A 24,401-nucleotide genomic window follows, 5' to 3' on the forward strand; every position below is an offset into this window, starting at 1 on the left:
CGCGGCGCCGTGCCGGGGCGCGGCAGGAACGAGGTCGGGATATCCCATGGAATACGAGCCCGACACGACCATAGGAGCAAGGGGAGTAGCCGCACCCGACGACTTCGCGGTCGTGATCGACGCCCGCGGACTCGTCGTGATGTGGAGCGCCGGAGCCGGGCGACTGCTCGGCTATCAGCGCGAGGAAGTGGTGGGTCTGCAGGCCGCCGGCCTGCTCGCCGCGAGGCTGCCCGTCTCGATGCGGCGCCACCTGGCCGCTTGGGAACCGTGGACGAGTGACGTGGTGCTGCGCAACCGCCACGGCGACCGTGTCACCGTGCAGCTCCGGGGCGCGCCGCTGGTGGACACCTACGGAGGACCCCACTGGATCGTCACCCGAGCGGCGACGACGTACGCCTCCGCACCGACCGATGCGGATGCGGAGGAGCTCTGGGACCTCACGCTCGCGCAGCTCCCGTTGCCTGTGGCCGTCTATGACGGTGAGGCACGGTTCGTCACGTGCAACCAGGTGATGAGCCAGGCCATGGGGCTGACGCCGGAGGAAATGAGGGGCCGGACGTTGTGGGAGATCTATCCCACCCCACCCATGGACGAGATCGACCGCCTTCAGCATCACGTCGTGCGCACGGGCGAGATGATCTTCCGCGAGAATCAGCCGTTCCGGGCTTCGGGCGAGGTCCGCGATCACGCCTGGTCGCTCTTCCTCTCCCCGCTCAAGGACCCGGCGGGCGCGGTGGCGGGGATGTCGGCGCTGGTGATCGACATCACCGAGCAGTACTGGGCCCGGCGTCGCCTCGCCGTGCTGAACGACGCCAGCGTGCGCATCGGCAGCACGCTCGATGTGACCCGGACAGCAGAGGAACTGGCCGAGGTGGCGGTGACCGGGTTCGCCGACTTCGCCTCCGTCGACCTGCTGGAGTCGGTCGTCCAGGGACGCGAGCCGCAACCGGTACCCCCCGGAACGCCGGTCGTCTGCCGCCGTACCGCGAAACGGTCGGTGCTCCAGGGATGTCCGGAATCGGTCGTTCCGACAGGTGAGACCGACGTCTACCCTCCCGGCTCCCCACCGGCGCAGGCCTTGATCACCGGTCGGGGCAGCCACTACAGCGTGGGCGATCCGCCGCTGCGCGCATGGTCGACGGCTTCCCCTGTCCGCGCCGAGAGCATGAGGCGTTTCAAGATCCATTCGGTGATGATGGTGCCACTGAGCGCGCGGGGGATCACCCTCGGCGTGATGCAGCTCCTGAGGCACCGCACTGCGGATCCCTTCGTCCAGGACGATCTGACGCTCGCCGAGGAGATCGCCGCCCGGGCGGCCGTGAGCATCGACAACGCCCGTCGCTACACCCGCGAGCACCGGACCGCGCTCACCCTCCAGCGAAGCCTGCTGCCCGAGCGGCTGCCGGGCGCGGAGGCGGTGGACCTCGCCTACCGGTACCTCCCCGCCGGTTCGGGCGACGAGATCGGTGGCGACTGGTTCGATGTGATCGCCCTGTCCGGGGGACGGGTCGCGCTGGTGGTCGGCGACGTGGTGGGCCACGGCGTGCACGCCTCGGCCACCATGGGCCGCCTGCGCACCGCGGTACGCACCCTCGCCGACGCCGATTTCACCCCCGACGAGCTGCTCACCCGGCTGGACGACCTGGTCGTCCGCCTCGACCGGGAGGAAGGCCCGGAGACGCGAGGGCGGGCGGAGGAGGCCTCGGGAGAAGTCGGGGCCACCTGCCTCTACGCCGTGTACGACCCCGTCACCGGCTGCTGCGACCTGGCACGGGCAGGGCACCCGCCGCCCGTCCTGGTGTCCTCGGACGGCACCGCGCGTGTGCTGGACCTGCCCGCCGGGCCACCGCTCGGTCTGGGGGGACTGCCCTTCGAGGCCGCCCGGATCGACGTGGGCGAGGGCAGCCTGCTCGCGCTCTACACCGACGGCCTGATCCAGGCCCCCGACCGCGACATCGACGTCGGACTCGACCTGCTGAGTCAAGCGCTCCGCCGTCCGGACGCCGATCTGGAGGACACCTGCGACGAAGTGCTGCGCGAGCTGCTGCCCGACCCCCCTGCCGACGACATCGTCCTGCTCTTGGCCCGCACCTCCACGCTCGGTGCCGACCAGGTCCGCACCTGGCAGCTGCCCATGGATCCCGCTGCCGTCGCCGGGGCCCGCAAGATGGCGGCCGAGCAGCTGGACACCTGGGGGCTGGCCGAGCTCGAGTTCGCCACCGAGTTGATCGTCAGCGAGTTGGTCACCAACGCCATCCGGTACGGCAACGGCCCCGTCGAGCTGCGCCTCATCCGCGCCGACGCACTCGTCTGCGAGGTGTCCGACGGCAGCAGCACCGCCCCGCACCTGCGGAGGGCCCGGGTCTTCGACGAGGGCGGGCGCGGACTGCTGCTCGTGGCCCAGGTCGCCGAGCGCTGGGGCAGTCGTCAGACCTCCGTCGGAAAGACGATCTGGGCAGAACAGCCCCTGCCGGATGAGCCCGAGCGCGACGGCCGGCCCCACGCGAGCGGCTGACGCACACGGCGGTGATGCGCCGCATGTGGTCACACTCTGGGGATCCTCCCTCTGAACATGGGATGTGTTAGAGGGGGTTGAGGAAGATCTTGTCCAGCCCGAGGAGGAAATCGCTGCGCCACTTGGCGTTGCGCTGCTGAAGGGCGAACTCGCCACATAGGATGTATTTACCATCGGGAGACGAGGGAGACGCACGGCGGTTCTCTCCGCGGTGATCGCCCTGATGGCGACGCTCCTGACCGGCTTGGGCGCCACCGGGACGGCGCACGCGGCCACCGTGGATCCGAACGCGTCGTACGTCCTGGTCAACCGTGGCAGCGGCAAGGCCCTCGACGTGTCCGGCGCGAGCACCGCCGACAGGGCGGGCCTGTCGCAGTAGACCCGTCATGACGGCGCCAACCAGCGGTTCCGGTTCGTGGATTCGGGCGGCGGCTGTTACCGGCTGGAGGCGCAGCACTCCGGCAAGGTGCTGGACGTCTTGAACCATTCCTCCGTCGACCACGCGGGCATCGTGCAGTGGAGCGACGCCAACAGCACCAACCAGCAGTTCCGGCTGGTCGACTCGCCGGACGGCCACGTCCGGCTGATCAGCCGCAGCAGTGCCAAGGCCGTCGAGATCGAGAACGCCTCAACCGCGGACGGTGCCAAGGTCGTGCAGTTCACCGACTGGGGCGGGGGCAAGCAGCAGTGGGAGCTGGTCCGCGTCGACAGCGGAAGCGGCGGCGCGCTGCCGTCGACGTTCCAGTGGTCCTCCAGCGGCGTCCTGGCGGGTCCGAAGCCGGACGCCCAGCCCCCCGATGTGGCGGCGATCAAGGACTTCTCCATCGTGCGGCACGACAACCAGTGGCTGACCTTCGCCACGACCGCCAATCCCTCCGGCTGGGGCCTGGTGCAGTTCACCTTCGGCGAATGGTCCCAGGCGGCCTCCGCGCCGCACGCCTACCTCGACACCTCGCCCATGGGCTCCGGCTACCGGGCGGCGCCCCAGGTGTTCCACTTCGCGCCGCAGAACCTGTGGTATCGGTCTGCGACTGCGCTTCGAGAAGGTCCTCCACCCCGACGACAACGACGCCCTGCGGCAGAGGCTCGCGTCCTCGGCGTGACCGTGGACGGCCGCGGAGTCGTACGTCAGGCGGTGACGCCGGCGTCGGGATCCGGCACCGCCATGGCCCAGGTCCCCATGGCGTCCAGGACGTCGCGCAGCCCCTCGCCGAGAGGAGTCAGCGCGTACTCGACGCGCGGCGGGATCTCCGCGTAGGTCGTGCGAGTGACGATGCCGTGCCGCTCGAACTGGCGGAGCCGACTGGTCAGGGTGTGCGGGCTGATGCCGGGCAGGGCCTCACGCAACTGGTTGAAGCGGTGAGGGCCGTGCAGCAGTTCGCGCACGATCAGGGTGGCCCACGGGCCGTTGAGCAGAGTGAGGAACCGGGCGACGCCGCACTCGGGGAGGCAGGAATCAGTCACAGTTCTGACCGTACTCCATTAGTGCAGTTGATGTAACTGGTGCACCCCATGCACTAATGACGGCATGACCTACGTGATTCACGGCGCCACCGGCGCCCAGGGTGCCCCCGTCGTCGCCGCTCTCGCCGCCGCGGGCCATTCCGTGACCGCTCTGACCCGCAACCCTGATGCCGTCGTGCACGGCGCACAGCGCGTCGTGGCCGCCGGCTACGGCTCCACCGCCGAACTGACCGAGGCGTACCGCGGCGCCGACGGGGTGTTCATCCACCTGCCGGTGTTCTCCGAAGAGGACCGCCAGACCTATGCGCGCAACATCCTCGCCGCTGTCCGCGCGGCCCGCCCGGCGCGAGTGGTGTTCTCCACCAGCGGTGCCCCGATCGACCCCGAAACCGGCGGCGCGGCCGCGGCCCTGGCCGGCGGCCTTGCGGACACCGGGGTGTCCCACGCGGTGATCGCCCCGACGTTCTACCTGGAGAACCTGCTCATGCCGTACGTCCTCGACAGCGTCCGCGAGCGAGGCGTACTGCCCTACCCGATCCGTGCCGACTTCCCGGTCTCCTGGGCGTCGCACCTGGACATCGCCGATGCCGTCGCCGCTCTGTTCGACCGCCCGGACATCACCGGCGTGGTCTCCGTCGGCCAGTACCCCGCGATCACGGGACCGGACCTGGCCGAGGCGTTCGGCACCCACTTCGGCAAGGACGTGGCCTTCGAACAGATCACCCCCGAGCAGTTCCGCATCTCCGTCGCGCCTTTGATCGGCGAGGGCCCCGCCGCCGATGTCGCCGGAGCCTACGCGGCCATGAGCACCCTTCCGGACCGCTCGATCACAGCCGAGAACTCCGCCCAGAAGCTGCTCGGCATCACCCCCCGCTCCACCGGACAGTGGCTGACCGACATCGGCCTCCGACCGTAGCCACCACCGGCTTGCCGGCGTCCCGGTGACGTGTCACCCCCCGTCGCGGCATACGGCCTGCTCGGTGACGGCGTGCGCCAGGGCCATGATGGTGACCTGCGGGTTCACGCCGGGGGACGACGGCAGCAGACACGCGTCAGCGACGAGTACTCCTTCCGCTCCGCGCAGTCTTCCGTCGGGGCGTACGGGGGACAGCCGGCCGTCCGCTCCCAGTGCGGCGGTTCCCGTGGGATGGAACGCCGACAGGTGGAGACGGCGATGACCGACGCGTCGGACGACGTCGTCCAGGGCGCCGGGAGAGCTGACCGACGGGTGTGCCGGTATCCCGGTGAGGACTTCGCGGGCGCCTGCGGCGAAGAGGATACGGCCCATGTGCGTGAGGGACCGGAGAAGGCGGCGACCGTCCTCGGCGTGAAGGGTGTAGGTCGCGACGGGGCGGTGCGTTCCGCGTACGCGTCCGGAGGAGCGGTCCGAGACCATCGCACCGAGGAGGCCGAGCTGTCCGGCGGCGGTCAACTCGCGCTTCAATTCCCTGCCGAGGTACGGGAGGACGAAGGAGGTCATGCCGGGCGGCGCCGCGGTCGCCTCGATGAGGATTCCCTCGTCGTGCCATTCGTCGATCCCGACGCTCTGCAGGATGTTGGGGCCGGCACCGGGACCGGTGACGGGTTCCGCGAAGCGCCCGGCGACGCTGACGGCCGGGTGGATCGCCAGATTGCGGCCCAGCCGGGGGTGGCCCGCCAGCCCGGAGCGCCGGAGCAGCGCCGGAGTGTGGAGGGCTCCCGCCGCTGCCACGACGAGGCCGGTCCTGAGCGTGAAGGTCGTGCCGTCCGGACGTACCGCCTCTACCGCGACGGCGCGGCGGGCGCCCGCACGGTGTTCGGTGACGATGCGGGTGGCGCGAGCACGGGTGACGATACGGGCCCCCGCGGCGCACGCCGCGGGCAGCACGGACAGGTGCACCGCCTGTTTGGCACCGCTCGGGCAGCCGGCGACGCATTCGCAGCATCCCCCACAGTCCGTGGCGTTGCGGCGCAGGGCGGCGGCGGACCAGCCCAGACGTTCGGAGCCGAGAAGAGCCAACTCGCCGTTTCGGCCGAGGACGGACCGATCGGGTTCGCCCACGCCGAGGAGGTTCTCCACGTGGTCCATGTGGCGGGCGAAGGAGGCAGGGTCCGCCAGTTCGACACCATGAGTGCCATGCCATCGCTTCAGCACGTGATGGGGCGTGCGGAAGCAGGTGCCCGAGTTGACCAGTGTGGTGCCGCCGACGGCTCGGCCGAGCGGCAGCAGCACGGGCGGCAGGCCCCAGGCGAGCGTGGCGCCACCGTCACGGTAGGCGTCGGCGAATCGGTCCAAGGGCGGGCGCGAGGCGAGTTCCCGAGTCGAGAAGTGCCGTCCTTCCTCCAGAACCACGACCGAACGTCCGGAGGAGGCGAGGGTCAGCGCCGACACCGCTCCTCCCGCGCCGGAACCGATCACCACGGCGTCGACGCGCTGTCCGTCGGGCCAGTCGGACGACGGGCAGATGTCCAGCGGGGGATCGGTCCGGACGAAGGGCCGCACGGGTCGGGAACTGTCGCGGCCTGCCCCCGCGGCCAGCAACAACGGGATCTTCACGTTGTCCATCAGGACCTCGAAACCGGGCAGCCGGATCATTCGCCGCAGGAGCCGGGCTCTGGTCTCCGGCGGCAGCCGGTGAGCCCGTCGCCCCGTGGTGAGCAGGGAGAATCCGTCGAGTGCCATGTCCGCCGCATGCAGGCCCGTGCGGACGTACGGGGGCAGGGACGACATGAAGCGGACCAGGCGTTCCGGCACCTGCCCCTCCCACTCCGGACGGTGTGCGTCCGGGCCGACGTCGAGCAACACCGCTGACAGCGCCCGGCCGCGAGCCGTCGTCATCGGAGCCCGACCTCCGCGTGCGCGGTGCCTCGCACATCCCAGACCTGTTCAGGCTGCCAGCGGCCGCCGAGCCGCCGCTCCAGAGAGACATGAACGTCGGCCCGCTCGCTGTTGTGACAGGTGGCCCGGCTGCCGTCCGGGTCGGTGTAAGTGACAGCGGTCCGGCTCTCCTCGGGGAGGTGGACGCGGACCGCGATACGTCGTCCCGCGGCACGGCCCTGCACAGTCCAGGTCGGCAGCTGGGGCCTTGCCCGGAACCGTCCGGCGCCCAGGACGCCCACTGAGCTGCGCCAGTCGCCTCGCGGCCAGTCACGTCCCGCCCGGCGCAGCCGCAGAAACACGATGGGCGGAAGGTGCCGCAGTACGGGCAGGCCGGAAACGGCCGTCACCACCTCCAGAACCGTGTCGTCGTCCAAGTCGGCGTGCAGCCAGGCCCAGTGGTGGGCGTTGCCTCGGCCCGCGATACGGGCGCTCGCCCCCAGCGCGTCGGACAGCTGCAGTGTCTGCCCGTGGAGACGCACCGAGCCGCGGTACCGTGCCTGCGCCTGGGGGACGATGTGCACAGCGGGCAGCACCCGGCGCTTCCAGGCCAGTCGGGGGAACGTGTGCAGGGGCGCGGAGTCCGCGGTCACCGTGAGGTCCCAGGCCAACCGATCGGTGCGGCCGCGCAGTTCGTGCGCGGTCGCCACGGCCGACGGGGAGCGAAAACCTGCGGGCTCCGCAGGAAGGCCGTCGTCCTCCGACGAAACCGAACCCTCCGGCAGCGAATGCGGGCCGAAGCGTTCGATGACAGGGGGAGCTTCCGGCGGGTACGCGGCAGCCCAACCGTGCGTGTAGGGGCTGCCGTTCAGCGGGCGTACCAGTTCGTGGTGGAGCCAGAAGCCGGTGCCGGTGTTCGGGTCGGTGAAGGTGGAGTACCAGACGTTCAGGCGGTCCCGCGTTCCGCCCCGGCGGGCCGCGGTGAGGGTCTCCGCAGTATCGGTGGGTGCGGGGAAGCGCCAACTCGCCGCGAACGGCGGCAAGGTGCGCAGACGGAACCGCAGGAGCCCTTCACCGCCGGTACAGGGCAAGGCTCGCGCCCCGCCGCGATCCGTCACGTTCTCCGGCTCGGCAGGCCGCAGACGGATCGGCAGGATCGTCATGGAACGCAGTGGGCTGCGCCAGGTGGGGGACTTGTGGCCCTCCAGGACGTATGCGTGGCCGTCCATGGCCGTGAAGCGCACGTGGTAGCCGATCCGCCCCTGTGACAGCGGCGCGATGAGCATGCTGCCGGAGGCGTGGGGATCATCGGCCCAGCCGTCGATACGAACACGGCCGCTGACAACGGCCGTTGTCGACCCGTGAGGACGGATCGCGCCGGGAGCGCTGACCCGCAGATCGAGTATCACGGGCCGGCCTCCGCCGGCTGCTGTGTCGAGCCGCAGTGTGCCCTTGAGGGTCTCTGCGAAGCGCGCTCCCCGGCGTCCTGCCATGTACGGCTCCCTCTGTCTCCGAATCATCCGGTTCACCCGCCGCGTGAAGCTGACGAGGGAATGCCCGGAGGTCACGATGAGCCGCCTTGCACCTTACCGGCGATGGCTCAGTGGCTCAGTGGCTCATCCACTCATGGAAGAGAACCAGGCACGCCTCATCAGGTCAACCCCTGGCCGCGTCCCGGTCAGGACGATGAGCGCTTCTCCTACGCACACCGCCTCATGAACGCTCACGGCGGTGACGGGAGGTAGCCGGTGGCGCCAACCTCACTTGCGGCGCTTGTGCTTGACGAGATCCGCGGTCATCTCCTCCGCGGTCAACCGGAGGTAGTCCTCCGCGGCGCGCCCGGCTTCCTCCGCCTGGCCGCCCGCCACGGGTTCCACCACCCGCCGCAGGCGCTCAGCGGCGAGCGTCGGGTCGGCGAACGGTGTGCTCATGACGTGACGGACCGGCAGATACGCGTTGAGCAAGGTGTTGGTGAGCAGCAGGTACACGCGGTTGCCGGTGGCACGGGCCAGTTCCCGGTGCACCTCGGCCTCCGCGAGCTGTGCGTCGGCCGGGTCCGGTGCCTCGCCCACCGCGTCCACCGCGGTACGAAGCCGAGCGCCCTGCGCGGTGCCGCATCGTGAGGCGGCCTTACGCGCGATCAGCCCGCCGATCGCCTGACGGGCCTCGAACACGTCCGACAGCCAGCGGCCGTCCTGCCCCACCAGCAACGGGAGGAGGTCGACGCCGCCGGACCTGAGGAAGTCCAGCACGCGCGTGCCCACGCCGTGTCGGGTGCGCAGCAGGCCTGCCTGCTCCAGTCGGGACAGAGCGTGCTTCAGGGTGGTGCGGGTGACGCCGTAGGACGCGGCGAGTTCACGCTCCGGCGGGAGCAGCGAACCGGGCTGGTGCGTGCCGTCCAGGATGTCCGTGCGCAGGCGCTCCTCCAGTACGTCGACGACGGACTGGCGGACGATCGCTTCGGCTGGCATGGCCGCACTCCTTCGGTTCGGTCCGTGCCCCCGGCGGCAGCATAGGGGACCGCACGTCGAATCTTCGCAGGCAGTGGACCAGCGCCGACTTCCCACCGTCAAGCGGCGACCAGCTCACCGGTCCCGCCCGGTACTCTCCACTCCCGCGCAGCCGGGCGGCGGACCGCGCGCTGCGGTTGCGGGCCGAGGAGAGAGGATTGACGTGGTGCCACTCGGGCTGTGGGCTGCGTGCAAGAATGGCGCCTGTGACCGGATCGTCATCGTCGCCTGTCGCCGAGAGCACGCCCGGCCGTGTCGGTCTGGGCCCTCGTGCCGCCGCAATGCTGGTGTTCGGATCCTCGGCAGCGGTTCTGGTCGTCGAGATCGTCGCCTTGCGGCTGCTCGCTCCCTACCTCGGCCTGACCCTCGAGACCAGCACCATGGTGATCGGCATAGCACTCACCGCCATCGCCTTCGGCTCCTGGCTGGGCGGGCACATCGCGGACCAGGTCGATCCACGCCGGCTCATCGGTCCGTCGCTCGGAGTGTCCGGAGCGGTGGTGGCGCTCACCCCGTCCGTGTTGCGCAGCACTGCGGAGTGGGCACCCGCGGTGCTCTTGGTCATCGCGTCGCTGACCATCCTGGTGCCGGGCGCGCTGCTCTCCGCGGTGACCCCGTTCGTGACGAAGCTTCGTCTCACCAATCTGGCGGAGACCGGTTCGGTAGTCGGCCGGCTTTCCGGGATCGGCACCGTCGGTGCCATCGTCGGCACCGTGCTCACCGGCTTCGTCCTCGTGTCGCGGTTGCCGGTCAGCGGCATACTGCTCGGCCTCGGGGCACTGCTGGTGGCAGGCTCGGCGTGGGTCGAGTGGCGGACCCGCGGGTGGAGCGGAACCCCCGCCCTGGCACTCGTGGTCGTAGCAGGTGGTCTCGCCGTCACGGTGGCGCCCGGGGGCTGCGACGTGGAGACCAAGTACCACTGCGCACGGGTCGTCGCGGACCCCGACGGGGCCAACGGCCGCACGCTCGTACTGGACGGTCTGCGGCACTCGTACGTCGACGTCGACGACCCGACTCATCTGAAGTTCGAGTACGTGCGCGCCATCGCGTCGGTGGTCGACGCCGCCTTCCCGCAAGGTGAACCACTCGTCGCCCACCACTTGGGCGGCGGCGGGCTCACCCTTCCCCGCTACCTCGCGGCCACGCGGCCCAGAACACACAGCCTCGTCTCCGAGATCGACGGCGGGGTCGTGGGCATCAACCGCGAGCAACTGGGGCTGCGTTCGCAAGCCGGTATCGACGTACGCGTCGAGGACGGCAGGCTGGGCCTGCGGCGGCTGGAGACCGGCAGTCGTGACCTGGTCATCGGGGACGCCTTCGGAGGCGTCAGCGTCCCGTGGCACCTCACCACAGCGGAAGCGATGGCTGATGTACGGCGTGTGCTCAACGAGCAAGGCCTGTACGTTGCCAACCTCATCGATCACGGTGGTATGGACTTCGCACGCGCCGAAGTGGCCACCCTCGGCGAGACCTTCGAGCACGTCGCCCTCCTCGGCGAACCCGCCGACATAGGCCAGGGCCCGGCTGCCGACGCCGTCGGCGGCAACCTGGTGGCGCTCGCCTCCGACCAGCCGGTCGACCTGCGCGCGATCCAAAGAGCGCTCGACGCCCGGCGAACCGGCTGGAGGATCACCACCGGCGAGGACCTCACCTCCTGGACCGGCGATGCCCAACTCCTCACCGACGATCACGCACCCGTGGACCAGCTCCTGCAGCCCTACAGTCCGCAGAGCAGCCGGTGACACGGATGCTTCCGGTGATGGGACGGTCCGGTGCGAACCCTGCGCCCGGGGGGCAGACCGCCGGACCCGGATGTCTGTCCCACCAACGGTCCGGTGATGCCGCCGGCGCCGAGATGATCGACAACGCGCCCAGGTTCCGCACCGCAGCCGTACCGCTCGTGATGGTGGAGCGGTCCACATCCAACCAGCGGGCAAGCACGGCCACCTGCACCAGTCACTCGTATCTGCGCCTCAAGTCGCCCCAGGTATCACAGACCAAAGGCTCTGACGCAGCTCCCAACCGCTGTCACCGCGGGCGGGCGGGCCCGCGATGCGATCACGAACCCTTCATCACGAGCCCGCTCCGCGCTGTGACCGTGTGACGGGCGCGGCCCGTCGATGTGACGGCCGGTGTGTGACGGTCAGCCCGTCTCACCCCCCGGCCCCGTCGACGGAAACCGCCGCCCGGGTACGGCGCGCCGTCATCACACCGGCGGCCGCCGCGGTGGCGGCCAGGAGTACGGCGGCTGCGCCGAGCGCGTGTTCGGCCGCGGTGCGAGCACCGGCGGTCGTGTTGAGGTAGACGCCGCCGATGAGGGCGACTCCGAGTGTTCCGCCGAGTTGCTGGACGGCGTTGAGCAGTCCCGCCGCGGAGCCGGTCTCCTGCGGACCCACGGATGCCAGCGCGGTGGTGAAGAACGGTGGTGTGAAGAGTCCGGAGCCCAGCCCTGCCAATGCGAGGGCGAACGGAAGGGCTGTCGGATAGGCGTCGGGGGCGGTGGTGCGGTAGGCGAGCGCGGCGACGGCCAGTCCGCCGGCGAGGGTCGCGATGCCGGCGTGCATGACGCGGGCGCCGTACCGGGGGACGAGCAGGCTTCCGGCGGCCCAGGACGCGACGGCCAATCCCGCGGACCAGGGCAGGAGGCTGAGTCCGGCGGTCAACGGTCCGTCGCCGAGGCCGAGTTCGAGGTGGAGGACCACGGCGATCATAAGGCCGTTCACCACGGCGAAGAACAGCGTGGACGTGGCCAGTGCTGCGGGAAAGGAACGGCCGCGCAGCAGCGCGGGTTCGACCAACGGGGTCTTGCCGCGGCGGGCGGTGCGACGTTGCTGGGCGACGAACACCATGAGGACGACGGTGCCGATCGCGGCGGTCGCCCACGCTGCGGGCCCGGGGCGACCGGTGGCGAGCGGGCACACCAGCAGGGCGGTGCCGAGCATGGCCAGCACGGTGCCGGCCGGGTCGAGACGGGGACGGACAGGGGCGCGGTCCTCGCGCAGCCGGGGTGAGGCGGCGAGGACGGCGGCGGCGAGGGGAAGGTTGACGAGGAAAACGGCGCGCCAGGACACGCCGAGCAGATCGGCGTGGGTGAGGACGCCGCCGAGCGCGGGACCGGCAACGGCGGACAGCCCCATGACGGGACCGATCATGCCGAGGGCCTTGGACAGTTCGGCGCCGGTGAACATGGCGCGAATCAGCCCGAACGTCTGCGGGATGATCGCGGCCGCGGCGGCCCCTTGCAGTGCGCGCAGGATGAGGAGAGCGGTGGCGGTGGGAGCGAGTGCGCATGCCAGGGAGGTGGCGGCGAACGCGATGACCCCGGCACGAAAGACGCGCTTGCGGCCGTGGATGTCACCGAGGCGGGCACCGGTGAGCAGGCCGAGGGCGAAGGCCAGGGTGTAGGAGGCGCTGAACCATGGGATGGTGGCGCCCGCTCCGCCGAGGTCGGTGTGGATGACAGGGGCGGCGACCTGGACGATCGTGGCGTCGAGCAGGTTCATGGCCTCGGCGGCAAGGAGCGCGGCGAGCGCGAGCCGGCGCCACCGGTACGGCGCGGACGCTTCGGCGGGGACGGGGATGCCCGGTGAGGCAGGCGTGCCGGCGGGTGTGCCGGTGGTGCGGGACATGCGGTCTCCTCAGGCTTGGGAGTCGGGCCGGTAGCCACCGTGCCCGGCCACCCCTGCGCGCTTCCATGTCCTCGCGATCGATAGGTGATATCTGCCGTTCGAAGCGGCTAGTTTGCTGAATGTGCTCACACTGGATGATCTGGACCGAGGGCTGATCCACGCCCTGCAAGTGGAGGCGAGGGCGCCCTTCACGCTCATCGCCGAGGTCCTCGGCTCCTCCACACAAACCGTCGTCCGCCGCTACCGCCGCCTGTACGCACAGGCAGGGCTGCGAGTGGTGACGCTGCCGGATCTGCGCAGCGCGGGCACGCACCAGTGGTTCGTGCGACTGACGGCCGCGACGCGCAGCGCTCACGACATCGCGGTGGCGCTCGCGCGCCGGCCGGACACCTCGTGGGTGCGGCTGACGTCCGGTGGCACCGAGATCGTGGCGATCATCCACACGGCACCGTCCGGTCCCGACGCGCACGCGTTGCTGCTGCGCGACATCCCGCGTACCGCCGGGATCACCTCGGTCTCCGCGCACTACCTGCTGCACACCTATCTCGGCGGGCCGACCGCATGGCGAGGCCGGGTGAACGTCCTGAACGAGGACCAGCAAGCGCGGCTGCGCGCCGAACGGGACACGACCGGCGTCGGCGAACGCGCCGCGCAACCCGGGGAAGAGCCGTACCTGCTGACCGACGCGGACCGGGTGCTGCTGGACGCGTTGCGCGAGGACGCACGGGTCAGCTACGCGGAACTGGCGTCGGTGACCGGCACGACGGCGTCGACGGTGGCCCGCAGGCTCGCCGAACTGCGGTCGCGCGGCGCGTTGTTCTTCGACGTGGACGTGGACCCGGCGTTGGTGGGCATCACGGTCTCGGCGCTGTTGTGGATGCAGGTGGCTCCCGCACACCTGGATACGGTGGCGACCGCCCTGGCGGGGCACGAGGAACTGGCGGTCGTCGCGGCGACGACCGGGCCGACGAACCTGGTCGCCCAAGCGCTCTGCCGGGACGCGGAGGCGCTCCACTCGTACCTCACGCGACGTGTGGCGTGGGAGGCGGTGACACGCCTCGAAACGGCCCCGGTGCTGCGGACATACAAGGCGGCGGTGACGTTGCGGACACCCTGATCCCGCCCGGCTCCGGTGGTCGCCCGACCGGTCGGCTACGGCGACGGCAGCACCGTCCGCCGGGCCGAAAGGGCTGAGGGAGAGCGGCGCGGGGTCCGGTTCCAGAAGCCGCCGGCTTCCCCGGAGGGATCCGTGCCCAGCTCCGCAAGCGCATCACACTCGATGCCCGCTCCGGGTGACGCAGTGAACCGTTCGGCCGCGGAGCCCTGCGTGGTCGCTGTCCGCAAGCTCCCGGCCCTTGCCGGCTGGGTTTGCCCGGGTGCGGGGGTGGGCTCCTCCTGGCAGGAGGAGCCCACTTCGGGGGATGTGCGAGGGGCTATTCCGTGCGCAGGCCTTCCGGGCGCATCATCCGCAGCAGCGGCGGCAGGCTGAGCAGCGTGACCACGCCGACCACGGCCGCGCCCACGCCGGTCATGGTCAGGACGCTCGCCCAGTCCATGACCACAGGCGTACGGGTCATCTTCAGCAGCACCGAGCCGAGGGTGATACCCACCGTGGTGGCCAGTACCAGGCCGAGTCCCACCGGGAGGGCCGTCTGCCACAGCACCGACAGGCTCAGCGTGCGGCGCCGGGTGCCGAAGGCGACCAGCGCGGAGAGCAGCTTCCTGCGCTCGCGCAGCTGCTCCAGCTGGGAGACCAGCAGACTCGCGCCGATCAGTGCCAGCACGAAGGCGGAGCCGACGAACAGGCCGGTGCGGATGGAGGCGTACTGCGTGTCCTCCTGGGTCGCCGACCAGCTGTAGGTCTGCGCCAGGGGGTCGATGCGGGCGACGGCGTTGCGTATGTACTCCCGTGCGTCCGGCACCGACGGGTCCAGACGCAGGTAGACCCCGTCCGAGAACAACGCGGGCGCGGCCTCGGCGGGCAGGGCGGCGGGGGTCACCAGCAGACTGTTGTTGTCCTGCAGTGCGTCCTTGCGCGCGTCCACCACCCGCACGTTCGCCGGAACGGTCCAGGGCACCTCGATGCCGCGTTCGGTGGCGTCGTCGTACGACGGGTCGATGTAGAGCTGCCGGCCGGGCTTCACCACGGCGATCTCGGCGGCGTTGCTGGGGGAGGCGTAGTGGCTCCTCGTTCGCGTGATGAAGACGTCGCCTTCCTTGCAGGAGGGAAGCGTGGCGAGTTCGCGCAGCGCGGTGCAGTTGCCCACGGACAGGCCGTTGCTGTTCTCCGGGTTGCGGCGCGTGTCCCCGTATGCCGCCGTGGCCAGGGCCACGGCGGCCCGTACCCCCTTGGTGCCGGTGAATTCGCGCTCGACACCGGAGAGCGGCTTGTGGTCGCTGAACTCGACCTGCATCTCGACCCGGTCGGGGTCCTGGCCGGTGGCCTTCGTGTACTGGCTCTGCGTTCCCGTGAACAGCATCTGCAGGGCGATGGCTCCGGCCACGGCGACGGCGATGCCGTTGACCATGCGTGCGGCGGTTCCGCTGCTCAGCTGCAGCCGCCGTACCGCGAGCTGCCAGGACAGCGCACCCTTGCCGAGGCGGACGACGACCGCCTCCACGACCCAGGGCAGCAGCGCGGTGACGCCGATCAACAGCAGCAACACGCCGCCGATGACGAGGTACTGGTTGAAGTCGCCGTTCTCGCGGCCCTTGCCGATCATCGGGTAGAGCATCGCGAGGCCGGCCAGCGGCGGCAGCAGCCGCCACCACAGCCGGCGGCCGCGCTGCTTGGCCGCGCGCACGACGCCGAGCGGTTCCACCACCACGCCGCGCATCGCGAGCAGCGTGACGAGGACGGCGGCGACCGGGACCGCCACCGCGACCAGCGCGGCGAGCGCGGGGGAGGGATCGAGGTAGCTGGGCCAGACGCTCACGCCCACCACCTCGGTGGAGCCCAGCGTCTGACGGCCGAGGAGGAAGAAGCCGGTGCCGATGACCAGGCCGAGCAGGGCTCCGGCGAGTGCTTCGCCCGCCGCGATCCGCCGGGTCATGCGGCTGTCCGAGCCGACCAGGCGCAGCGCGGCCAGCCGGCGGTCGCGGCGCTCGCCGCCGAAGCGGACGGCGGCGGCGATGAACACGGCGACCGGGGTCAGCAGCACCACGAACACGACCAGGACCATGAGCAGCAGCACCGGGTCGGTTTTCTCGTCTGTCGCGTTCGGTTGGCCGTACTCGCTCAGCCGGTGCACAGGGGAGAAGTCCGTGAGTTTCAGCCCCGAGGCGCCCGCGTAGTAGGCCAGTTCGTGGGAGCCGATGAGTCCGCTCTCGCCGATCGTGCCGGTGATCTTGTAGGGCAACCGTTCCCGCAACAGCTCGGCGCCGTCCGACGCGAGCAGGTCCTTGAGCGCCGGGGAGACCACCATCTCGCCCTTGCCCGGGAAGCTGTCGACTCCCGGGGGCAGCGGCGCCCGCTTGCCCTCGGGCTCGATGAGCCGGCCGCGGACGTCGTCGTCGTGCCAGACGGTGTCGGTGACGGCGATCAGAAAGGTGTTGTCGGCCTTCGGCTGGGCCTTTTCGGAGTACGTGTAGTCGAAGCGGGCGTCCTCCACCTTGTCACGTGCGGCGAACACATTGGGCAGTGCGGTGCACAGCAGGAGCAGTGCCACGCCGAGGCCGACGCCGACGGCGGTGAGCGTCATCCGGACCCAGCTCTCGCGTCCGCCGGTGACGGCGAAACGGGCCCCCATGGCCAGGTCTGTGGCCCACTGGCGAGCACTCATACGGCGCGCTCCATGTCGCGGGACTTGCCGTCGCGGACGACGATCTCACGGTCGGAGTAGGCGGCCACGCGTGTCTCGTGGGTGACGAGGACGACGGCGGCGTTGGTCGAGCGGGCCGCTTCGGTCAGCAGCTCCATCACGCGTTCGCCGTTGAACGAGTCGAGTGCGCCGGTGGGTTCGTCGGCGAACAGCAGGCGCGGTCCGGTGACCAGCGAGCGGGCCACGGCGACGCGCTGGCCCTGGCCGCCGGAGACCTCGCCGGGACGCTTGGCCTTGAGGTCGTCGACCTCCAGGCGTTCCATCCAGCCGAGCGCGGTCCGCTCGGCGTCCTTGCGGGAGGAGCCGTTCAGGCGCAGCGGCAGGGCGACGTTCTCCACACAGGTCAGCTCGGGCACCAACTGGCCGAACTGGAACACGAACCCGAACTCGGAGCGGCGCAGCGCGCTGCGCTGGGCGTCGCTCATCTTCGTCAGTTCACGTCCGTTGTAGGTGATCGACCCGGAGTCGGGCGGCACGATCCCCGCGAGGCAGTGCAGCAGGGTGGACTTGCCGGACCCGGAGGGGCCCATGATGGCGACGATCTCGCCGGGGTGTATGGAGAACTCGGCGCCGTCCAGCGCGCGGGTCGGGCCGTACGCCTTGCGCAGGTCGCGCGCGGTGAGCAGGCAGCCGGGGGGAGAAGTCGTCATCGGGTCACAGCCTCACGGAGTGTGTCGAGTCGGGCGGCGGCCAGTTCCAGCCAGCGCAGGTCGGCTTCGAGGTGGAACAGGGCGTGGTCGCAGATCAGTTGATCGGCGAGGTCGCCCTTGCGCTTGCGGTCGGTGAGGATCCGCATGCTGCGCAGATGCTCGGAGCGCTGGGTGTCGAGGATCCCGGTGGCGTCGCGCCGGGTGAGCAGGGCGAGGACGACCTTGGTGTAGAGGGTCGACTGGAGGTGTTCCTCCGGCTTCTCCGGGGTCGCCAGCCACCGCTGTACGTCGGTGATGCCGGCGTCGGTGATCGCGTAGCGCTTGCGCTCGGGCCCGCTGCCCGCCTCGATGCCGTCAACCTCGACGAGCCCGTTCTTCAGCAGGCGGGACATCGTCGAGTAGACCTGGCCGTAGTGGAGTGGCCGGTCGTGACCGAACTTCTCGTCGAAAGCCCGCTTGAGGTCGTAACCGTGGCGCGGGCCGGACTCCAGGAGTCCTAAAAGGGTGTGACCGATGGACATGACCCGCACTCTACACACTGTGTATACGCGGCGTGTATAGATGATGTGTATACGCCGAGTGTGCAGGTCGTGGCGGGGTGTACGGCAGTGCAGGTGAGGGAGCCGGGAATTCCGATCGTCACGGTTCGGCGACAGGCGGACTCCGGCGGCGGGGCGACGGTCGTGGCCCGGCGAGGAGTTCCTGCTCGCCTGCTGCCGTGTCCGGTGCGAAGGCCGCCGTCGGCAGCGGCATGGTGCGTGCCGACGGCGGCGGAGGCGAGATCAGCCGACGGGCTTGCCGAACCAGCGGGAGAGGTGGTCGTCCAGGTCCCGCTGATCGTCGCCGATCCAGGCGACGTGGCCGTCGGGGCGTAGCAGGACGCACGGGACATCGAGTACCGCAGTGGGATCCGCGAGGTGGTCGACCCGGTCCGACCAGTCGCCGACGGCCAGACGTTCGGTGCGGTCCAGCAGCAGGCCACGGCCGCGATGCAGCTGATCGTAGAGGTGGCCGTGCTTGAGGCCGATGTCGGGCAGCCGGCGGCCGAGCAGGTCGGGGCCGTCGCCGAAGTCGTAGCGAATACCGATCGCGGTGATCTTCACGATCAGATGACGGTTCACCTCCTCGAAGTCCATCAGTTCGGTGAGCAGCCTGCGCACGGCCTGCGGGCCCGGTTCGGAGGAGTGCAGTTCCATCTGGGCACGGGTGTTGTCCAGCACGTCCTCGGCGACCGGACGGCGTTCGGCCTCGTACGTGTCCAGCAGGGTTTCCGGTGCCCAGCCGCGGATCTGTGCGGCCAGTTTCCAACCGAGGTTGAACGCGTCCTGGATACCCAGGTTGAGACCCTGTCCGCCGGTGGGTGGATGGATGTGCGCCGCGTCGCCGGCCAGCAGCACCCGCCCGACCCGATAACGTTCGGCCAGCCGGGTGGCATCCCCGAAGCGGGACAACCAGCGTGGGGAGTGCACGCCGAAATCGGTTCCGGCGATGGCGCGCAGCTGCTGTTTGAAATCCTCGAGACTGGGCGGTTCCGCGCGATCGCTGACTCCCGCGGCGGGGACGACGACGCTGTACGCCCCTTGGCCGAAGGGCCTGAGCCACAATCGCCTGTTGGTCTCGCCGAGTTCGGTCATCTTGGCGGCGATCTCCTCCTGCGGCACACCCACTTCCATCTCGCCCATCAGCGTGTCGGTCCGCGAGGGCTCACCGGGGAAGGCGACACCGAGCAGTTTGCGCACCGTACTGCGCGCGCCGTCACAGCCGACGAGGTAGCGCGAACGCAGCTCTTCGCCGTCGGCCAGTCGTACGGTCACGCCCTCGTCGCCCTGCTCGACGCCGGCCACCGCACAGCCGCGCCGCACCTCGGCACCCAGCTGGCTCGCATGTCGTTCGAGCAGCTGAACGATGACGGGCTGGGGGATGCCCAGCAGGTAGGCGTGTGCGGAATCCAGGCCCCTGGGGGCGGGTTTGCTGATGCCGGCGAAGAATCCGGCGGCCGGTCGCCGCCTTCCATGGGCGAGCATGCGATCCAGCAGTCCGCGCATGGCCATCAGCTCGATACTGCGCATGTGCAGACCGACGATCCGGACGAACGACACGGGCTCGGTTTCCTTCTCCAGAAGGAGTACCCGCACGTCGTGCAGCCGCAGCTCGGCGGCCAGCATCGCGCCGGTCGGCCCGCACCCGGCGATGATCACGTCGAAATCGAGGGGCGTGCGATCGGCGCCGGAGGCAGACGACCGGAGTCCGGGGACGTCGCCCATGGTGAAGCCGCGCTCGACGGTGTCGTGCGACGGCGGCTTGGTGGTGAACTGCCGAGAGTCCATAGGTGCTGCCTTTCGGGAGTGCCTTGTTGTGGCGGCGCTCCCGGCGACACCTACGTCAATCGCCGGCCGTGACGAAAAGGGGGAGCACCCACGTCGATACCTCGTTCATGGGTCTCACCTCCTCAGGCGGTGTCACGGTCCACCGCACGCTACTGGCCCGCGCACACCCCGTCCAACGCTTTCCGCCGGTCTCACCGCCCAGGCGCCTCGCCGCTGCCCCACGCACGCACCAGTGCGAGGTCCACATCCGCGAGGTCCACATCCGTCCCGTCGCGCTGATGTGCCGGGGCCTCCTGTGGTGTCGACTCGTCAGCCCAGGTCGGGCAGAGGGCGGCGTGCCGGTGTGCTCATGACGACCCCTGGGGCCGAAGGACGGTGGCGATCGGGCGGGTCCTCACGGGACGTCGGTCCCGGGCTGTGCTGTGATCGGGCGGGCCCGGCCGTAATTCGTTTGCCTTGGCCACCGGGGCAACGCTGCACTGTGCTCGCACACCACGAGTCGTGGCCGGTATCCCGAGGAGGCAAACGCGGCAATGGAGATTCGTTCCACGACCGATGAGGATCTTGATGTCTTCGTCGATACGGTCCATGCCGCGTTCGGGCGCTTCCCCGAAACCCCGATCGAGGGCGGCGGGCTCTGGTGGTCGGCGCTCGAAAAGGACCGCTGCCTGCTCGCCCTGACAGAGGACGGGCGGCCCGTCGGCACCGCCGCCACGCACTCCTTCGAGTTGACCCTGCCCGGCGAGACCCTCGTCCCGGCGGCCGGGGTGACCGCCGTCGGCGTCCTGCCCTCGCACCGGCGCCAGGGCGTGCTCAGCACGATGATGCGGCACCAGCTCACGGAGCTGCGGGCCCGCGGGGACCTCCTCTCCGTACTTCTCGCCTCCGAGGCCACGATCTACGGCAGGTTCGGCTACGGACCGGCGACCTACACGGCACACCTGTCGGTGCCGCGCCACCGGGCCGCCCTCGCCGCTCCCCGGGCGCGCGCAGCGGCCGACGCATCGGCGACCGGCTCGGGCGACGGCTCGGTCGAGGTGCTGCGGCGCGCCGGGTGCGGCGAGATCCTGGAAGAGGTCTACGACCGGTATCGCCGCGCTCAGCCCGGCGCGCTGTCCCGGCCGCACCGCTGGTGGGCCTTGCGCGCGGGGCAGCCCCCGATCTCGCCGGCGCCACGCCACGTCGCCGTCCACCGGGACACCGACGGTGTCCCGGACGGGTACGCCAGCTACTCGATCGACGATCACCAGACATTGACGGTCGACGAGACCATAGCCACCGACGACGCCGCCTTCACGGCCCTGGTCCGGTTCGTACTCGGACACGACCTGGTCACCAAGGTGGTGTTCAAGCACGTCCCGCCCGAGCACCCGCTGCGCTGGCAGTTCGCGGACTTCCGGGCGGGCGAGGTGAGCGGTGACATGGACTGGCTCTGGGTGCGTCTCCTTGACGTCCCGCGTGCGCTGACCGCGCGCGGCTGGTTCATGGACGGTGAGCTCGTCCTCGACGTCGAGGACCCGTTCCTCGGCGAGCACGGCCGCTATCTGCTGACGGTCCGGGAGGGCAAGGCCGACTGCGTCCCGACGGACCGGGAGCCCGACCTGTCCCTGGACGTGCGCGACCTGGGCTCGGTCTACCTCGGCGGCACCGCCCCGAGCACGCTCGTGCGTGCCGGTCACGTTCGGGCCCACCACCCGAGCGCGGCCACCCTCGCCGACGGCCTCTTCCGCGCCGACCGCTCCCCGCACTGCCTGCACTGGTTCTGACAGCCTTCCGGCTACCTCACCCACCACTCCGTCAGGCCATCCTCACGGACGACTGTGACGCCCGCCTCGGAAAGGGAGACCGAGCCGGTGACCGGTATTCCGACGCGCAGTTCGACGCCGCCCGGGCCCTCACACTCCGGGGGGCGTACAGCAGCGCGCCCGCCACACTGACGCGCTCGATGCGGTAGCCCCGCAGGGAGCCAGCGAAGCCATGGTCGCCCTCTCCGCCCTCCCGGAGCGCACATCCCTGGAGATCCGTGGTCCGGGTGCCGCGCGACGCGATCCGGCCCGGGCCCGCTCCTCGAGAGGAACGGGCCCGGGCCGGGCGATGTGGCTGTGGCAGTGCGTCAGGGCCTGGGGATCAGACCCGCGTGAGGCGGACCGCCACGGTCTCGCTGACCGTCACCGGCAGGTCGTAGTCCGGGTCCGTCGCCGTCGCGCGGCCCTCGACCTCGACGTCCCCCTTCTGGAAGGGGACCGAGCCGGTGGGTACGGCCGTTCCGGTCCAGGCGACAGGGGCGCCCGGGGTGCAGGACACCGACGTGGAGAAGGAACCGCGGATGAGGTCCCGCCTCTTCACCTGCGTGACATCGCCCGCCACGGTCACCTGGACCGGCTTGTTGCAGCTCACCGTTCCGTGGAGGGTGGCCTTGCCGTTGAGGGAGCTCGCGGTGCCGGCCAGGGCGATGTCGAGGCCCAGGCCGAGTTCGGCCGGCGGGGCCGGGTTCTCGATGTGGACCTCACCGCGCGCGGCCGGGGTGCCTCCCTCGCAGTGCTGAACGAAGGTGGCGTCGAGCTTCTTCACGTAGCCCTGGGGGCCGAATTCCACTTCGGAGACGGTGAAGGTGCCGGTGAGCTGGTTGCAGCCACGGCCGTTGCCGCTGAGCGACAGGCCCGGTTCGGCCCCGTCGTTGAACGGGTAGCGGGTGGCTCCCGTGTAGGTCCCGGGCGTCAGGGTCTTCCCGGACGGTGCCGCGAGGTTCAGGGTCCACCAGTCACCGTTCGCTCCGTCGAGGGAGACGGTGACCACCCTGTTGTCGGTGTTGCCGGAGACGTTCATGCGGTCCTGCGACGCCGTCGCGTAGGAGTAGGACCGGCCGCCGCTGATGTAGTCGTCCTCGTCACCGCTGAAGCTGAAGGAGCCCTCGGTGACCGGCAGGGCGTGCGCTTCGGTCCCGGTGAGCAGGCCCGTGGTGCCGGTGGCCATGGCCAGCGCCAGCGCGAGAGTGGCGGTGGCACGGGCCAGGGCGCGTCTGGGCAGGCTGAGATTCATGGATGTTTCCCCCTGGTGAGATGACGTGAGTCCCGTCCGCCGACGTGATGCATCCGCGTGCGTGTTCGCACGCTTGCCCGCGTGATCCCGTCGGCGAGGCGAGTCTGCCAATCAAAAGGATGTGCGACAACTGTGTTTCAGGTGTGCTGAGTTGATGTTTCAGCCAACACCTGATGTCACGGTTGTACGCCGGACAGGAGTGCCGCCCGTGCCTCAGCTCGCCGTGTGACCGGGAGAGGGTGCGCCCCGTTGCGGCGGACCCGCGAAGGGCAGGCCGCCGACGGGAGCCGACGACCGGCACGGCGCGTTGGGGCACGAGGTGGTGGCCTCCCACTCCCAGGGATTGGCGTGGATCAGTGCGACACCCGGCCTTCACGGCCGTTTACCGGTGGTCGCTCGTTTTCGATCATGCAGGTGATCAGCTCGCGTTCGTGTCCGGTGATGAGCATCTCCGGCACGTCCGACTGGAAGTGGAAGCCCAGGTGCCATAGGTGCATGCTCGGTTTTCCGGCGATATCGACCATCGGTGTCCCGGTGTGTCCCCGGTGGGTGGCTCCCACGTGAGGCCACTTCATCTCCGAGCATGCGGTCCCGCGGGCAAGGGGTAGTGCACGTCGGTGAGCTGTTCGGAGAGCGCCCACAGTTCGTGGGCCGTAGCGGAGTCCTGGATGGCGCGTTCCCGGCAGCGGAGGGCGGGCTCGCCGCGGAGCTGGAAGGGCCCATCGGGCACGACGTAACTTCCACCGGGCAGGTCGGGGACGGTTGAGGCGTACAGGGAGGTCTTGGCGCCGTCTGGTGTAGGGCGGAAAGCGACGCGCAGGAGCAGGCGCGTGAGGAGCCTGTACACCCGGCCCCGGCCGCTGTTGGCGCCGCCTGTGAGCACGTTGGAGCGCGTGAGTCCGGGGGCGACCGCCATGCTGCGCAACCCCAGCCCGGCGGCGTCGGCCCTCCGCTGCAACTCCATGGCGAAATAGAGATTGGCCCGCTTGGACTGCACGTAGGCGAACGCTGCTCGGTAGCGGCGCTCGGCATTGAGGTTGGTCATGTCGAATCGCGCGAAACGCTGGCCCTCACTGCTGACCGTGACCACGCGCGGGGCGTCGGCGGCCAGCAGGTGTGGCATGAGGAGGCCGGTGAGCGCGAACGTGCCGAGATGGTTGATGCCGAACTGGGACTCGAAGCCGTCGGCGGTTCGAGCGAGCGGCACCATGGCGACGCCCGCGTTGTTGACCAGGAGATCAAGCCGGTCGTGGCTCCAGCCCTCGGCGAAACCGCGGATGGAGTTCAAGTCGGCGAGGTCGAGGATGCGCAGTTCGGTGTGGGCGCCGGGGACTTCGGTTCGCAGCCGCTCCATCGCGTTGCGCCCACGCTCGCGACTGCGGCACGCCAGAACGACATGGGCGCCGCGCCGGGCGAGCTCGCGAGCGGTGACGTACCCGATTCCGCTGTTGGCGCCGGTGACGACAGCCCGTCGCCCCGACTGGTCCGGAATGGATTCCGGCGCCCAAGGCGTGTGCGAAACCGTTTGTGGTGCTGAGTTCGCGGAGCGACGGTCGCTGCACGCGACGGCGTCGCCGTGGGCGCTCGGCGCAACGCGGGCGGCAGCCCGAGAGTCACGGGTCATGCGACCTCATTTCGTGGATCAGGGG

Annotated in this window: 17 protein-coding genes and 2 pseudogenes; 7 read left to right on the forward strand and 12 right to left on the reverse strand. The window is 70.4% G+C overall.

Annotated features, from left to right (window positions below; all coding sequences use genetic code 11):
- Positions 1 to 46: 46 nt before the first annotated feature.
- From ACFY9E_RS28900 to ACFY9E_RS28910, 3 genes and pseudogenes are all read left to right on the forward strand, one after another.
- Complete coding sequence (locus ACFY9E_RS28900) at positions 47 to 2,515, forward strand: SpoIIE family protein phosphatase (RefSeq protein ID WP_390988834.1); 2,469 nt, start codon at positions 47 to 49, stop codon at positions 2,513 to 2,515.
- A 223-nt stretch (positions 2,516 to 2,738) separates the two neighbouring features.
- On the forward strand, positions 2,739 to 2,894 hold the full coding sequence (locus ACFY9E_RS28905; RefSeq protein WP_390988836.1) for a hypothetical protein: 156 nt from the start codon (positions 2,739 to 2,741) through the stop codon (positions 2,892 to 2,894).
- A 27-nt stretch (positions 2,895 to 2,921) separates the two neighbouring features.
- Positions 2,922 to 3,524: pseudogene (locus ACFY9E_RS28910) on the forward strand (non-reducing end alpha-L-arabinofuranosidase family hydrolase); the annotation flags it as partial.
- A gap of 119 nt (positions 3,525 to 3,643) precedes the next feature.
- Here ACFY9E_RS28910 and ACFY9E_RS28915 read toward each other — a convergent pair.
- On the reverse strand, positions 3,644 to 3,979 hold the full coding sequence (locus tag ACFY9E_RS28915; RefSeq protein ID WP_390988838.1) for a winged helix-turn-helix transcriptional regulator: 336 nt from the start codon (positions 3,977 to 3,979) through the stop codon (positions 3,644 to 3,646).
- Between the two features lie 64 nt (positions 3,980 to 4,043).
- Between ACFY9E_RS28915 and ACFY9E_RS28920 the strand changes: the two genes are divergently transcribed.
- The gene (locus tag ACFY9E_RS28920) at positions 4,044 to 4,895 is read left to right on the forward strand and encodes an NmrA family NAD(P)-binding protein (RefSeq protein WP_390988840.1); all 852 of its coding nucleotides are present in this window, start codon (positions 4,044 to 4,046) and stop codon (positions 4,893 to 4,895) included.
- 33 nt (positions 4,896 to 4,928) lie between these two features.
- On the opposite strand, the gene ACFY9E_RS28925 is transcribed toward ACFY9E_RS28920, so the two are convergent.
- The 3 genes from ACFY9E_RS28925 to ACFY9E_RS28935 all read right to left on the reverse strand — a co-directional run bounded on the left by ACFY9E_RS28925 (position 4,929) and on the right by ACFY9E_RS28935 (position 9,247).
- On the reverse strand, positions 4,929 to 6,797 hold the full coding sequence (locus ACFY9E_RS28925) for a GMC family oxidoreductase N-terminal domain-containing protein (RefSeq protein WP_390988842.1): 1,869 nt from the start codon (positions 6,795 to 6,797) through the stop codon (positions 4,929 to 4,931).
- The gene (locus ACFY9E_RS28930) at positions 6,794 to 8,269 is read right to left on the reverse strand and encodes a hypothetical protein (RefSeq protein ID WP_390988844.1); all 1,476 of its coding nucleotides are present in this window, start codon (positions 8,267 to 8,269) and stop codon (positions 6,794 to 6,796) included. Before ACFY9E_RS28930 ends, ACFY9E_RS28925 begins: the two co-directional genes overlap by 4 nt.
- 267 nt (positions 8,270 to 8,536) lie before the next feature.
- A complete protein-coding gene (locus ACFY9E_RS28935; protein WP_390988846.1) occupies positions 8,537 to 9,247 on the reverse strand; it encodes a GntR family transcriptional regulator in 711 nt (236 codons plus the stop codon).
- Positions 9,248 to 9,492: 245 nt separating this feature from the next.
- Here ACFY9E_RS28935 and ACFY9E_RS28940 point away from each other — a divergent pair, with 245 nt between their 5' ends.
- A complete protein-coding gene (locus ACFY9E_RS28940) occupies positions 9,493 to 11,028 on the forward strand; it encodes a fused MFS/spermidine synthase (protein ID WP_390988848.1) in 1,536 nt (511 codons plus the stop codon).
- A 411-nt stretch (positions 11,029 to 11,439) separates the two neighbouring features.
- On the opposite strand, the gene ACFY9E_RS28945 is transcribed toward ACFY9E_RS28940, so the two are convergent.
- Positions 11,440 to 12,915, reverse strand: coding sequence for an MFS transporter (locus ACFY9E_RS28945; RefSeq protein ID WP_390988850.1), 1,476 nt, complete (start codon positions 12,913 to 12,915; stop codon positions 11,440 to 11,442).
- A gap of 121 nt (positions 12,916 to 13,036) precedes the next feature.
- Between ACFY9E_RS28945 and ACFY9E_RS28950 the strand changes: the two genes are divergently transcribed.
- Positions 13,037 to 14,032 (forward strand): AsnC family transcriptional regulator, encoded by a 996-nt coding sequence (locus tag ACFY9E_RS28950; protein ID WP_390988852.1) that lies wholly within the window; start codon positions 13,037 to 13,039, stop codon positions 14,030 to 14,032.
- Between the two features lie 316 nt (positions 14,033 to 14,348).
- On the opposite strand, the gene ACFY9E_RS28955 is transcribed toward ACFY9E_RS28950, so the two are convergent.
- The 4 genes from ACFY9E_RS28955 to rox all read right to left on the reverse strand — a co-directional run bounded on the left by ACFY9E_RS28955 (position 14,349) and on the right by rox (position 19,713).
- Positions 14,349 to 16,697 (reverse strand): FtsX-like permease family protein, encoded by a 2,349-nt coding sequence (locus ACFY9E_RS28955; RefSeq protein ID WP_390988854.1) that lies wholly within the window; start codon positions 16,695 to 16,697, stop codon positions 14,349 to 14,351.
- Complete coding sequence (locus ACFY9E_RS28960; protein WP_390988855.1) at positions 16,694 to 17,386, reverse strand: ATP-binding cassette domain-containing protein; 693 nt, start codon at positions 17,384 to 17,386, stop codon at positions 16,694 to 16,696. The genes ACFY9E_RS28955 and ACFY9E_RS28960 overlap by 4 nt, the downstream gene beginning before the upstream one ends.
- The gene (locus ACFY9E_RS28965) at positions 17,383 to 17,907 is read right to left on the reverse strand and encodes a helix-turn-helix transcriptional regulator (protein ID WP_390988857.1); all 525 of its coding nucleotides are present in this window, start codon (positions 17,905 to 17,907) and stop codon (positions 17,383 to 17,385) included. The genes ACFY9E_RS28960 and ACFY9E_RS28965 overlap by 4 nt, the downstream gene beginning before the upstream one ends.
- Positions 17,908 to 18,168: 261 nt before the next feature.
- On the reverse strand, positions 18,169 to 19,713 hold the full coding sequence (gene rox / locus ACFY9E_RS28970) for a rifampin monooxygenase (RefSeq protein WP_390988859.1): 1,545 nt from the start codon (positions 19,711 to 19,713) through the stop codon (positions 18,169 to 18,171).
- A 533-nt stretch (positions 19,714 to 20,246) separates the two neighbouring features.
- Here rox and ACFY9E_RS28975 point away from each other — a divergent pair.
- The gene (locus ACFY9E_RS28975) at positions 20,247 to 21,479 is read left to right on the forward strand and encodes a GNAT family N-acetyltransferase (protein WP_390988861.1); all 1,233 of its coding nucleotides are present in this window, start codon (positions 20,247 to 20,249) and stop codon (positions 21,477 to 21,479) included.
- Between the two features lie 361 nt (positions 21,480 to 21,840).
- Here ACFY9E_RS28975 and ACFY9E_RS28980 read toward each other — a convergent pair whose 3' ends face one another.
- The 3 genes and pseudogenes from ACFY9E_RS28980 to ACFY9E_RS28990 all read right to left on the reverse strand — a co-directional run bounded on the left by ACFY9E_RS28980 (position 21,841) and on the right by ACFY9E_RS28990 (position 24,376).
- Positions 21,841 to 22,752, reverse strand: a complete 912-nt coding sequence (locus ACFY9E_RS28980; protein ID WP_390988863.1) for a hypothetical protein — start codon at positions 22,750 to 22,752, stop codon at positions 21,841 to 21,843.
- Between the two features lie 392 nt (positions 22,753 to 23,144).
- A pseudogene (locus ACFY9E_RS28985) lies at positions 23,145 to 23,252 on the reverse strand (alpha/beta hydrolase); the annotation flags it as partial.
- Between the two features lie 71 nt (positions 23,253 to 23,323).
- Entirely contained in the window at positions 23,324 to 24,376 is a 1,053-nt protein-coding gene (locus ACFY9E_RS28990; RefSeq protein WP_390988865.1) for an oxidoreductase, read from the reverse strand.
- Positions 24,377 to 24,401 lie beyond the last annotated feature (25 nt).

Source organism: Streptomyces sp. NPDC012466 (assembly GCF_042955215.1).
Taxonomy (GTDB): Bacteria; Actinomycetota; Actinomycetes; order Streptomycetales; family Streptomycetaceae; genus Streptomyces.

Excerpts from the sequence above, each read along its gene's own strand:
- ACFY9E_RS28900 (WP_390988834.1), top strand. The coding sequence starts at position 47 with ATGGAATACGAGCCCGACACGACCATAGGAGCAAGGGGAGTAGCCGCA.
- ACFY9E_RS28955 (WP_390988854.1), bottom strand. The coding sequence starts at position 16,697 with ATGAGTGCTCGCCAGTGGGCCACAGACCTGGCCATGGGGGCCCGTTTC.
- ACFY9E_RS28960 (WP_390988855.1), bottom strand. The coding sequence starts at position 17,386 with ATGACGACTTCTCCCCCCGGCTGCCTGCTCACCGCGCGCGACCTGCGC.
- rox (WP_390988859.1), bottom strand. The coding sequence starts at position 19,713 with ATGGACTCTCGGCAGTTCACCACCAAGCCGCCGTCGCACGACACCGTC.
- ACFY9E_RS28935 (WP_390988846.1), bottom strand. The coding sequence starts at position 9,247 with ATGCCAGCCGAAGCGATCGTCCGCCAGTCCGTCGTCGACGTACTGGAG.
- ACFY9E_RS28905 (WP_390988836.1), top strand. The coding sequence starts at position 2,739 with ATGGCGACGCTCCTGACCGGCTTGGGCGCCACCGGGACGGCGCACGCG.
- ACFY9E_RS28945 (WP_390988850.1), bottom strand. The coding sequence starts at position 12,915 with ATGTCCCGCACCACCGGCACACCCGCCGGCACGCCTGCCTCACCGGGC.
- ACFY9E_RS28925 (WP_390988842.1), bottom strand. The coding sequence starts at position 6,797 with ATGACGACGGCTCGCGGCCGGGCGCTGTCAGCGGTGTTGCTCGACGTC.
- ACFY9E_RS28920 (WP_390988840.1), top strand. The coding sequence starts at position 4,044 with ATGACCTACGTGATTCACGGCGCCACCGGCGCCCAGGGTGCCCCCGTC.
- ACFY9E_RS28990 (WP_390988865.1), bottom strand. The coding sequence starts at position 24,376 with ATGACCCGTGACTCTCGGGCTGCCGCCCGCGTTGCGCCGAGCGCCCAC.
- ACFY9E_RS28975 (WP_390988861.1), top strand. The coding sequence starts at position 20,247 with ATGGAGATTCGTTCCACGACCGATGAGGATCTTGATGTCTTCGTCGAT.
- ACFY9E_RS28980 (WP_390988863.1), bottom strand. The coding sequence starts at position 22,752 with ATGAATCTCAGCCTGCCCAGACGCGCCCTGGCCCGTGCCACCGCCACT.
- ACFY9E_RS28930 (WP_390988844.1), bottom strand. The coding sequence starts at position 8,269 with ATGGCAGGACGCCGGGGAGCGCGCTTCGCAGAGACCCTCAAGGGCACA.
- ACFY9E_RS28965 (WP_390988857.1), bottom strand. The coding sequence starts at position 17,907 with ATGTCCATCGGTCACACCCTTTTAGGACTCCTGGAGTCCGGCCCGCGC.